The organism is Alloalcanivorax venustensis ISO4, assembly GCF_015356855.1.
Lineage (GTDB): Bacteria > Pseudomonadota > Gammaproteobacteria > Pseudomonadales > Alcanivoracaceae > Alloalcanivorax > Alloalcanivorax venustensis.
Genome location: NZ_ARXR01000009.1, coordinates 95,581 through 105,773 on the forward strand (window position 1 = coordinate 95,581; position 10,193 = coordinate 105,773).

Genomic DNA, 10,193 nt, shown 5'->3' on the forward strand with positions numbered 1-10,193 from the left:
CCAGTGCGCACTGGTGTCTTCTGGGTTGTACTTTCAGGCCAATGCCTTTCACGCGCGGGGCGCGGCATAGTGGGATCCTTGGTTTGCCGCTCCACCCGACGCGAGGAAACAGCATGAACACCGCACTGATCACCGGCGCCTCCAGTGGCATTGGCCTGGACATCGCCCGGCAACTGGCCGCGCGCGGCCTGAACCTGATCCTGGTCGCCCGCCGCAAAGAGCTGCTGGACCAACTCGCCGATGAACTGGCCACCAGCCATGGCATCACCACCACGGCACTGGCCTGCGACCTAGCCGACCGGCAGAGCCTGGCGGCGCTGTTCGATGACGTGGATGCCACCCTCGCCCGGCATAACGACCAGCTGACAGTGCTGGTCAACAACGCCGGCACCGGCTTCTGGGCGCCGTTCGCCGACCAGGACCTGGCCGGTTTGCAGCGGGACATCGACCTTAATGTCACCGCGCTGACCACCCTCAGCCACGGCTTTATTGAACGCGCCCGGGCCCACGGCCAGCCCGGTTACCTGCTCAACATCGCCTCCCTGGCGGGCATCCTGCCCACACCCCGCTACGCCACCTACTCCGCCACCAAAGGCTATGTGCGGTTCTTTACCGAAATCCTGGATTACGAGCTGCGCGACAGCCCCATCAGCGTCACGGCGGCCTGCCCCGGCGGCGTGCTCACGCCCTTCCTCGACCAGGCCGGCCAGACCGTGAAGAAACAGACCGGCATCATGACCGCCCCCGAAGTGGCCAGGCTCTGCGTGGACGCCATGTACGCCGGCAGGTGGTGTACGTGCCCGGCCTGCTCAACAAGGTGGCTGTCTACACCAACCTGCTGCCCCGCCGCCTGCGCGGCTGGCTGCTGGAACGCAGCATGATGGTGAGCGTGGAGGCGCGGCCGGATGCGAGCCGCTAGGAGCTGACTCACACAAACAGAGGACGGTTTATAGAAATTGCCTTTTGGTCACCAAGAGTGAGCATTTCCGGTGCTATATAAACTTTAGCCAGACGCGAATCCAGCAACGCATTTCACGCCATCGTCGGGGGATCAATCGATGGCGTCCAACCGCTCGGCCAGCGTCTCCGCTTGTTCGGCGAACTTCTTTGGATTGTTTTTCTTCAGCTTCTCCAGGTTCTGAAGCTTCCAGCGGATGGCCGGCAGTTGATCGAGGTGATCGATGCCCAGCAGAGACCACTCGGGTTCAGTGGATACCAGGGACAGCAGGAATCGCCGTTCGTTGTCATCCAAGCCCTGCTGAAGCTCCCGCGCCAACCGCTCCCGGGTCGCCAACAAATCGTCCAGCGAAACCGGTTCAGCGGTCATGCCGTCGAAGTTGTGGGTGTGGTCGTGCTGGATATCCCTGAACTGGGGAAACAGCACCTCATGAACCGGCCGATTGTTGCTGGCCAGATACACCACAAAGGCGCGACGGATGCCCGGCGTAATCCCTTCATGGTCGAAAAGCTGCATCGCGTCGAACAGGTCGCGGGGGTGCTGGCGATCCATCGCCGCGACCAGCTTGCCGGCGTACAGGTCTTCCAGTGACACCACCGGGGTATCCAGATCGGCGAGCAGAGCGTCGCTGGCCGCAGCCGTCAGCGAGGTTTGTTGTACCGGTTTCACCGTGCCGCGCATCACGAAGTTGGTCTCCACCTTCACTTCGATAGACCCACGTCGCACCAGCAACCTGGTCTCGCCGGCGTCAGCTTTGGGGATGTGGACCTGAAAGCCCTGATTCTCCAACCGTTCCGCCGACTGACGGATCGCTGCGTTGATCTTCCCCAGCGCCTCCTTGCGCGGCAACGTGTGATCGGGAAACACCAAGTCCAGATCCACCGACAAGCGCGGCATATCACGGACGAACAGATTGATCGCTGTCCCGCCCTTCAAGGCAAAGGTGTCATCAACGAACACCAGCGGCGCCACCTGAGTGAGCAGACGGGCGGTGTCGAGGTAAACGGACTTCATGGCTTGAGCACCAACAGGCCATCGCCGGACCGGGACACCCAGGGCCGGTCGCTGCCGGTGGGCAGCCTGGCGGGATCAAGCTTGGCCGCCCAGGGTAATTCACCCTCGCGGCCGAGCTGTAAGCACAGCCGCACGGTCTTCACGCTCGTGCAGTGTTCCAACAGGTCCTGCAGCACCCGGGCCCGCAGGTTGTAGCTGCTTTCCATCAACTCGCGGGCCTCCTGCAGCGGCTGGCGCACACCCACATCGCTGAGCATTTCCAGCAAGGCGCGCTCCGGCGTCGAAACCCGTGGCGCGCCGGCTTCTCCCTGAAACGGCCTCACCTGCCGCAACGCGTCAGGCCGCTCATCAAACAGCCGCTTCCGGTGATACTCCGCAGGGAAGCGATCAGTAAACCAATCGGGCAATTGGCCGGACTGCCAGCCATAGAGCTGTAGCACCGGCTGCTGGGCAACGTACTGGCGCACGCCATACCAATCGAGCGCCGTTTTGCCGCCCACGTGCAGCCCCTCGAACCGGCGCTCAAGCAGCACCAGACAGGGCCCCAGCGCCAGGGTGTCGTTGGGGCGACAATAGACGCCACGCGCCAGCCGCGTGAGCCAGCCGGCGCGCACGTAGTGCACCGCCAGATCAGCGGAGATCCCCAGCGCCGCCAGATCCTCCGACATCAGCGGTGCGCCCGGCTCAAACCGGGTGTAGAGCGCATTTAGTTTGTTACGTCCTGTCGTAGCCATACTACGACTTATACGCTTTTCCAAAACAGCCTGCAATTTAGAAAACTCCCTATTATCGTATTGAAACTACGATTTTCATGACTTTCTCAAAACTACCTCATCGGACAGGTTTCCCCATACTCGCTCTGGAAGACCCCACGGAGAATCAGCGAAAACGGCAGATGCTGTCAGAGAAGCAAGAGGATCGGTGTCAGCCATCTCCTCGGTCGCCAGCACAAAAGGCGCTTCCGAGGTAGCCCGAAATCTTGCTCTGTACCAATCGTTCAAGTATATTCCGATTGGTACACAACAGGAGATTCAAGATGGCCCGACCACCCCTTCCCCCCTTTGAACAGGACACCGCCGCGCAGAAAGCGCGAATGGCGGAAGACGCCTGGAACAGCCGCGACCCCGAAAAGGTGTCACTGGCCTACACCGAAGACAGCCTCTGGCGAAACCGGGCGGAGTTCCTGCAAGGCCGCGAGGAGATCGTCGCCTTCCTGCGTCGCAAGTGGGATCGCGAGCTGGACTACCGCCTGATCAAGGAAGTCTGGGCCTGGAGCGGCGACCGCATCGCGGTGCGCTTCGCCTATGAGTACCACGACGACAGCGGGCAGTGGTTCCGGGCCTACGGCAACGAAAACTGGGAGTTCGACAACCAGGGCCTGATGCGGCGGCGGATCGCGTCCATCAACGATGTGCCCATCGCGGAGTCCGAGCGCAAGTTCCACTGGCCCCTGGGCCGCCGTCCGGATGACCATCCCGGGCTCAGCGATCTGGGGCTCTGAACCATGGCGCGCCTGGTCATGGAGCGCTCGGACGTGCTTCCCCTGCTGGGCGAGGCCTTCCGCGAGCACGGTTATGAAGGAGCCAGCCTGTCGGTCATCACTAAACAGACCGGGCTGGGCCGCGGCAGCCTGTACCACTTTTTCCCGGGCGGGAAGGCGGAGATGGCGGCGGCGGTACTGGAGAACATCGAGGCCTGGTTCGAGCGCGAAATCTTCGCTCCCCTCCGTTCAGAGACGGACGCGCAAGCGGCCATCGACGCCATGTGGGAGGCGGTCTCGGCCTACTTTCAGTCCGGGCAGCGGGTGTGCCTGGTGGGCGCCTTTGCGCTCTCGGACACGCGGGACCGATTCGCCAGCGCCGTGAACGCGTATTTCGAACGCTGGATCGAAGCGCTCGCCGACGCCCTGGGCCGCCAGGGCCACGACGGGGAGCGCGCCGACGCGATTGCCGAGCAGGTGGTGGCGGGGATACAGGGCGCGATCACCCTGGCCCGGGCGCGGCGTGATGCGGGGTTGTTTGAGCGGGTGATCAGCGGTTTGAGAGCCATGACGGAGAAGTGAGCATGGCGCGTCCATTTGTATAGTGAGGCTGCGTCCAATTGATCCTTAGTCAGGGCTCACTCACCCACGCGCGCCAGACTCTCCCGCGAAATCTCCCCAATTGCCCTCGCCCCGGTGAGCGTCATCGCCATCTCCATCTCGCTGGCGACCAGGTCCAGCAGATGCGCCACACCCCGCTCGCTGGCCACTGCTTTTTGATCATTAAAGCGTACAAAAAGTCGAACGATGCACTTCTATAAGTACATCACGCGCAGAAAACATCTTGACGAATCAAAAGGAACGCCATACTGTACATTCAACGCCATTTTGTACGGTTTAATGATCAAATGCCCAGGACAGTCGATTCTCCCGTTTTCCAGAAGGCCCAGGTTCTCGATGCCCTGCGCGACACCGGCGCCCTGATCGCCGAGGCCCGCAAGGCGCGCGGCTGGTCCCAGACCGACCTGGGCGCGCGCCTGGGCAAGGTGGACCGGCGGCACGTGAGCGCCCTGGAAAAAGGCGATCCGAAGGTCGACGTCGGCCTGGTGGTGGCGGCGCTGTGGCTGCTTGACCTGCCCCTGCTGGCGACCCTGCCGCAACCCGGGCACGCCGCCCCCACGGGGTATTACCGCGTCGCCGAGGGCCGTGCCGGCGCGCGCCGCCCCGCCAGCCGGCGCCGGTTCCGGCCGCAGGACGTCGACAATGATTTCTGATCGCGCCTACCTGTGGCTCTTTCCGCCGGGGCAGGCGGAACCGGTGGTGTGCGGCGTGGTGGCCTGGAATGGCGCCGAGTACGTGTTCCGCTACGGCAAAAGCTACCTCGCCCGGCCGGATGCCATCCCGCTCTCGATCCCCGGTCGCCCCCTGGGCGAGCTCACCGGCGAGCCCTACGTCCTCGACCACGAGCTCAGCGGTGCCGTGCGCGACGCGGCGCCGGACGCCTGGGGGCGGCGCATCATCCAGCGGGAAATCGCGAAAACCCTCGACCCCACCGACGAGGCCCATTACCGCCTCGAAGGCGAGCTCGGGGAGATTGATTACCTGCTCGGCGCCGGCACCGACCGCATCGGCGCCCTGGACGCCACCGACCGACCGGACGCCTACGCGCCCCGCGCCAAGCCGATCCGCCCGCTGGCGGACGCCCTGGAAGCGGCGGAACGGATGGAACGCGGCCAGGAACTGGATGATGACCTGGACGCCGCCCTGAATCACGGCACCAGCATCGGCGGCGCCCGGCCCAAGGTGCTGTTCCGGCGCGGCAAATCCTGGCTGGTCGCCAAATTCAGCTCAAGCCGGGACACCCTCAACATGATCGCCGCGGAAAGCGGCGCCATGCGGCTCGCCGCCAAAGCCGGCCTGAACGTGGCGGACACCCGGGTCCTGGAAGTCTCCGGCAAGGACGTGCTGCTGGTCCGCCGCTTCGACCGCGACACCCACGCGACCGGCCACCCAACCCGCCGCCACATGCTCAGCGCCATGACCCTGCTGGACCTGGACGAATACGCCGTCCGCACCGGCGAAGCCAGCTACCTGGAGTTGGCCGACGTCCTGCGCCAATACGCCAGGGACTTCGAACAGGACGGCCAGGAGCTCTTCCGGCGCATGGTCTTCAACATCCTGATCGGCAACACCGACGACCACGCCCGCAACCACGCCTGTTTCTGGGACGGCACCGCCCTCGACCTAACACCCGGCTACGACATCTGCCCCCAGCCCAGGCTGGGCTACTCGGCGGACCTGGCAATGGTGGTCGGCCACCAGGGCCGCGCGGCCACGCTCAACAACGCCCTCAGCCAGGCGGAACGGTTTGGCCTGAACGAACATGAAGCCGCCGAATGCGTCGACGCCATGAAGCAGGTGGTGGAGAAACACTGGAAGGCGCTGTTTTCAGCGGCGGGCATGGAAGCCGGGGATATCGAGTACCTGGCGAAGGCGACGGTTCTCTCGCCTTCGATTTTTGATTAGGCGTTAACGGCCAAAGGAGCGTCTGATTGCATACTGGGGTGCCGTCCAATTGTACCCTGGACCCCCAAAATACTCCGTCGCTTTACGGCAGGTCCTTCTTCTCCGCCAGCTTCTTGGAGTAGGGGTTCTTCGTTGACTTGGAAAAATCGTAGTCGTCACGCATGGCAGCTTACGCAGCATGCAGCGGCTTAATCCGCGACACTTCCTCTTGCACTGACCGTGACGCGGCCCATAAATCCACAGCGCGCTGCGCGTTAAGCCAGAACTCCGGAGAATTGCCGAACAACCGCCCAAGCCGCAACGCCATCTCCGGGCTGACAGCGCGGCGCTCGCGCAACAGCTCATTCACCGACTGCCGGGACACGCCGAGGCGCTCGGCAAGCTTTGCCACCGTCAGGTCATAGTCCGGCATGAAATCCTCTCGGAGCATTTCGCCGGGATGCGTCGGCTTACGCTGGATACCGGTGGTATTGGAAATCGCCATTGTCATCACCTCACTTCAGTGGTAATCGCAGACCTCCAGATCATGCCGATGACCGTATTTTGTCACGTGACACTTGTCAAACGGGTCTCAGCCACCCGCCCGCACCAAACTCTCCCGCGAAATCTCCCCAATCGCCCTGGCCCCGGTGAGCGTCATCGCCACCTTCATCTCGCTGGCGATCAGGTCCAGCACATTGAGCCACGCCCTGCTCGCCGGCGGCGGCGAGGGCGTAGACGAAGGCGCGGCCGAGCAGCACGCCGTCCGCGCCCAGGGCGAGCAGGCGCACCACGTCCAGGCCGGAGCGGACGCCGGAATCCGCCAGGATCGTCAGGTCGCCCTGCACGGCGTCGGCGATGGCCGGCAGGGCCCGGGCTGAGGAGAGCACGCCATCGAGCTGGCGCCCGCCGTGGTTGGAGACGACGATGCCGTCCGCGCCGAACCGCACCGCCTCGCGGGCGTCCTCCGGGGCGAGAATGCCCTTGAGCACCATGGCATCATCATTTGGATTCTTTCGTGCAGCACGCTGCCTGCCGGGCAATTTCCCTCTTTACCCTATATGCCGACCAGATGGGCAGCGCTTGCAGTAAAAGAACAACAGCCGAAACAATCATGTACCCAGCCCCCAAAACACGAGACCAAGGATCCTCCACTATTGCAATGAATAACAGAATCAGAGGAATACCAATAACGGACATACTGCCACCGAAAAGAAGACCAACCCAAAGAAGAAACCAGTCTAGGCGGCTTATGTGGATATCCAACTTGTCTTTCTCGTAACGAGCCAATCGAGCAGCGCGTTTAAAGTGAACAAAAGGCATTCTGCCCGCGGCACGATTGTAAATAGCCATCAAGGCTTCACGAGGCTCTTTCTCCAGTCGAATCCCTGTAGCCAGATTAAAGTATTCCGCGGCAGCTTGGCGCGTCAAGGCTTCCTGACTTTCCCCGTCGCAATATTTCGACCTCCAAGCTTCTTCGATATTCGCGACTTGCACTTTCCTACGGTTAATCATATACCGGGCAATACTAGAAAACCCTGACAGAGCAGCGACAAACAAAGTGACTGCAACGAGCAACCATTCGCCATTCTCAATAGCACCCAGCAATGACCTGACCCATTCTCCCTGCATTGCTTTCCTTACGTATCAATATTCTTTTGTGATGCGGCCGACCCACTATCCTCCGGCTCTTGATCACTCTGATTCGACCTCAAAAGACCCATACCAAAATTCAAGAGAACATAGGCAGGAAACGCCAGAATCACGCCGTAAAGCTGTCGATATTCTGCGTCTGACGGAAAGCGCCCGAAAGGTTCAAAGACCCATAGAAAACTCAAACAGCACAGCGCCCAACCGGAGCAAGCCACGAGGAATGAAGCCAGTTTCGGAAGACTCAAGACCGCTTCCGGCCCGGTTTTATCGGGGCTCTCCTTATGAAAGCTGAAATAACCAACACTGATAATGGCACACACGGCACTGATCAGCCCGGTTACCCCATTCAATAATTCCCAGTCCATACCCCCTCGCGCACCCTGTTTCCAGACCCAATCAGTCAGCCGATGACAAAGCGGTCATATTTCACCACCCTGCATGTCCTCTCAAAACCAAGCCTGAAGCTCGGATTTGGTTATCCCACATACCAATAGCGCCCTTCATACTTTATAACCCTGCTCGACTACTGCCACTCAATCTTGAGGTCTTTATGCGACTGCGCGCAGTCCCTCAAATAAAGGTTGATCAGGCTCTGATACGGCAGATCCTTCTTCTCCGCCAGGTCCTTGAAGTACTCGATGGTGTCTTCATCAAGCCGGATCGTGACCTGCTTCTTGAGCTTCTTGGCGTAGGGATTCTTGGTGGACTTGGAAAAATCGTAGTCGTCACGCATGGCGGCATTCCTCATAGGTGGTTCGCTCGCGCTTGTTGGCCTTACGGGCGGAGATGATGCGGATGGTGTCCGCCTCTCGGACGCAATGACAGACCACCAACAGGCGCGAATGGATGCTCGTGCCGAGAAGGATGAACCGGTCCTCCTCAGTAGAATGGTCCGGGTCTCCAATGACGCGGGCGAACTCGTCGGTAAACGCTGTCTTGGCTTCCTGAAACGAGACGCCGTGCTTGCGCTGATTGGACGCTTCCTTTCGCGGGTCCCATTCAAATTCCAAATGGCTCATGCATTACAATGTAGTTATTCTGTAGTTTGTGTCAAGCAGGCGTGCCAAACCCACTCGCTACCGGCATCACACCCGCATCAAACTCTCCCGCGAAACCTCCCCAACCGCCCGCGCCCCGGTCAACGTCATCGCCACCTTCATCTCGCTGGCGATCAGGTCCAGCACATGGGCCACGCCCTGCTCGCCGGCGGCGGCCAGGGCGTAGACGAAGGCGCGGCCCAGCAGCACGCCGTCCGCGCCCAGGGCGAGCAGGCGCACCCCGTCCAGGCCGGAGCGGACGCCGTAATCCGCCAGGATCGTCAGGTCGCCCTGCGCGGCGTCGGCGATGGCCGGCAGGGCCCGGGCCGAGGACAGCACGCCATCGAGCTGGCGCCCGCCGTGGTTAGAGACCACGATGCCGTCCGCGCCGAAGCGCACCGCCTCGCGGGCGTCCTCCGGATCGAGAATGCCCTTGAGCACCATGGAGCCCTTCCAGGACTCCCGAATCCATTCCAGATCCCGCCAGCCGATGGCCGGATCGAAGTTCTCGCCCAGCCAGCCGATGTAATCCTCCAGGTGGATGCGGTGACCCAGATAGGCCGACACATTGCCCAGATCGTGCGGCCGCCCGCGCAGGCCCACGTCCCACGCCCAGCGCGGATGCGTCACCGCCTGCAGCATCCGCCGCCAGGCCGCGAACGGCCCGGACATCCCCGAATGCCGATCGCGATAGCGCGCCCCCGGCACCGGCATATCCACCGTGAACACCAGGGTCCGCACCCCCGCCGCCCAGGCCCGCTCCAGCGCGTTCTTCATGAAACCGCGGTCGCGCAGCACGTACAGCTGAAACCACATCGGCCGCGTCATCGCCGGCTGCACCTCCTCAATGGGACACACCGACACCGACGACAACGTAAACGGCACGCCCCGCGACGACGCCGCCCGCGCCGCCTGCACCTCGCCGCGCCGCGCGTACATCCCGGTGAGCCCCACCGGCGCCAGCGCCACCGGCAGACTCACAGCCTCCCCGAACAACCGCGCCGAAAGATCCACCTCCCCCACTTCCTTCAACACCCGCTGCCGCAACGCCAGATCGCGCAGATCTGCCACATTGCGCCCCAGGGTGTGCTCGTCGTACGCGCCCCCGTCGATGTAGTGGAACAGGAACGGCGGCAGGCGGCGTTTGGCGGCGAGGCGGTAATCGTGGGTGGAGGAGATGATCATGGTTGTCTCCTGGTGGGGTGGCGACAGGAAAGCTTGGAGAGAAAGCCTTTGAATCCCGTGCGAACTAAAGGCCGGCCTCATTGAACAATTCGGCGGCGGAGACGTTCAACGCCCTGGCGATACGCAGGATGTTCGCCAGGGAGACATTGCGCTCGCCCCGCTCCACCGCGCCAATATAGGTGCGATGAATCCCGACCTCGGTGGCGAAGGCTTCCTGGGAAATACCGGCAGCGCGTCTACGCTCTCGGATCACGGAACCCAGCTTTTTCTGTGCGTCATCAATGGGAGTAGTCATATTCCGAATTGTTCTTATGGATGACTATAAATCTACACACGGAGTCTGTCAACATAGTTGGCACAT

Annotated in this window: 15 protein-coding genes and 1 pseudogene; 5 read left to right on the forward strand and 11 right to left on the reverse strand. The window is 62.1% G+C overall.

Annotated features, from left to right (window positions below):
* Positions 1 to 113 precede the first annotated feature (113 nt).
* On the forward strand, positions 114 to 881 hold the full coding sequence (locus ISO4_RS07785; protein WP_194855786.1) for an SDR family NAD(P)-dependent oxidoreductase: 768 nt from the start codon (positions 114 to 116) through the stop codon (positions 879 to 881).
* A 170-nt stretch (positions 882 to 1,051) separates the two neighbouring features.
* Here the strand turns inward: ISO4_RS07785 and ISO4_RS07790 are convergent, their stop codons facing one another.
* Together ISO4_RS07790 and ISO4_RS07795 are read right to left on the reverse strand one after the other, a co-directional pair.
* The gene (locus ISO4_RS07790; RefSeq protein ID WP_194855787.1) at positions 1,052 to 1,972 is read right to left on the reverse strand and encodes a nucleotidyl transferase AbiEii/AbiGii toxin family protein; all 921 of its coding nucleotides are present in this window, start codon (positions 1,970 to 1,972) and stop codon (positions 1,052 to 1,054) included.
* Complete coding sequence (locus ISO4_RS07795) at positions 1,969 to 2,706, reverse strand: type IV toxin-antitoxin system AbiEi family antitoxin (protein WP_194855788.1); 738 nt, start codon at positions 2,704 to 2,706, stop codon at positions 1,969 to 1,971. The genes ISO4_RS07790 and ISO4_RS07795 overlap by 4 nt, the downstream gene beginning before the upstream one ends.
* A gap of 302 nt (positions 2,707 to 3,008) precedes the next feature.
* On the opposite strand from ISO4_RS07795, the gene ISO4_RS07800 reads away from it, so the two are divergent.
* Entirely contained in the window at positions 3,009 to 3,473 is a 465-nt protein-coding gene (locus tag ISO4_RS07800) for a nuclear transport factor 2 family protein (RefSeq protein WP_194855789.1), read from the forward strand.
* Positions 3,474 to 3,476: 3 nt separating this feature from the next.
* The gene (locus ISO4_RS07805) at positions 3,477 to 4,034 is read left to right on the forward strand and encodes a TetR/AcrR family transcriptional regulator (protein WP_194855790.1); all 558 of its coding nucleotides are present in this window, start codon (positions 3,477 to 3,479) and stop codon (positions 4,032 to 4,034) included.
* A 56-nt stretch (positions 4,035 to 4,090) separates the two neighbouring features.
* Here the strand turns inward: ISO4_RS07805 and ISO4_RS16990 are convergent, their stop codons facing one another.
* On the reverse strand, positions 4,091 to 4,222 hold the full coding sequence (locus ISO4_RS16990) for an alpha-hydroxy-acid oxidizing protein (protein ID WP_255442377.1): 132 nt from the start codon (positions 4,220 to 4,222) through the stop codon (positions 4,091 to 4,093).
* Between the two features lie 138 nt (positions 4,223 to 4,360).
* Here ISO4_RS16990 and ISO4_RS07815 point away from each other — a divergent pair, with 138 nt between their 5' ends.
* Together ISO4_RS07815 and ISO4_RS07820 are read left to right on the forward strand one after the other, a co-directional pair.
* Entirely contained in the window at positions 4,361 to 4,726 is a 366-nt protein-coding gene (locus ISO4_RS07815; protein ID WP_194855791.1) for a helix-turn-helix domain-containing protein, read from the forward strand.
* A complete protein-coding gene (locus tag ISO4_RS07820; RefSeq protein WP_194855792.1) occupies positions 4,716 to 5,978 on the forward strand; it encodes a type II toxin-antitoxin system HipA family toxin in 1,263 nt (420 codons plus the stop codon). Before ISO4_RS07815 ends, ISO4_RS07820 begins: the two co-directional genes overlap by 11 nt.
* A gap of 169 nt (positions 5,979 to 6,147) precedes the next feature.
* Here the strand turns inward: ISO4_RS07820 and ISO4_RS07825 are convergent, their stop codons facing one another.
* The 8 genes and pseudogenes from ISO4_RS07825 to ISO4_RS07860 form a co-directional block, all read right to left on the reverse strand.
* Positions 6,148 to 6,462, reverse strand: coding sequence for a HigA family addiction module antitoxin (locus ISO4_RS07825; RefSeq protein WP_194855793.1), 315 nt, complete (start codon positions 6,460 to 6,462; stop codon positions 6,148 to 6,150).
* A gap of 87 nt (positions 6,463 to 6,549) precedes the next feature.
* Positions 6,550 to 6,961, reverse strand: a pseudogene (locus tag ISO4_RS07830) (alpha-hydroxy-acid oxidizing protein); the annotation flags it as partial.
* Positions 6,960 to 7,589, reverse strand: coding sequence for a hypothetical protein (locus ISO4_RS07835; protein ID WP_194855794.1), 630 nt, complete (start codon positions 7,587 to 7,589; stop codon positions 6,960 to 6,962). The gene ISO4_RS07835 and the pseudogene ISO4_RS07830, both read right to left, overlap by 2 nt.
* A gap of 8 nt (positions 7,590 to 7,597) precedes the next feature.
* Positions 7,598 to 7,975: a hypothetical protein gene (locus ISO4_RS07840; RefSeq protein ID WP_194855795.1), complete on the reverse strand. Its 378-nt coding sequence runs from the start codon at positions 7,973 to 7,975 to the stop codon at positions 7,598 to 7,600.
* Positions 7,976 to 8,133: 158 nt separating this feature from the next.
* Complete coding sequence (locus ISO4_RS07845) at positions 8,134 to 8,343, reverse strand: BrnA antitoxin family protein (protein WP_089031361.1); 210 nt, start codon at positions 8,341 to 8,343, stop codon at positions 8,134 to 8,136.
* Positions 8,336 to 8,629, reverse strand: coding sequence for a BrnT family toxin (locus ISO4_RS07850; RefSeq protein ID WP_194855796.1), 294 nt, complete (start codon positions 8,627 to 8,629; stop codon positions 8,336 to 8,338). The genes ISO4_RS07845 and ISO4_RS07850 overlap by 8 nt, the downstream gene beginning before the upstream one ends.
* A gap of 66 nt (positions 8,630 to 8,695) precedes the next feature.
* Positions 8,696 to 9,832: an FMN-dependent L-lactate dehydrogenase LldD gene (gene lldD / locus ISO4_RS07855; protein ID WP_194855797.1), complete on the reverse strand. Its 1,137-nt coding sequence runs from the start codon at positions 9,830 to 9,832 to the stop codon at positions 8,696 to 8,698.
* Positions 9,833 to 9,896: 64 nt separating this feature from the next.
* Entirely contained in the window at positions 9,897 to 10,127 is a 231-nt protein-coding gene (locus tag ISO4_RS07860) for a helix-turn-helix domain-containing protein (RefSeq protein WP_194855798.1), read from the reverse strand.
* Positions 10,128 to 10,193: the final 66 nt, after the last annotated feature.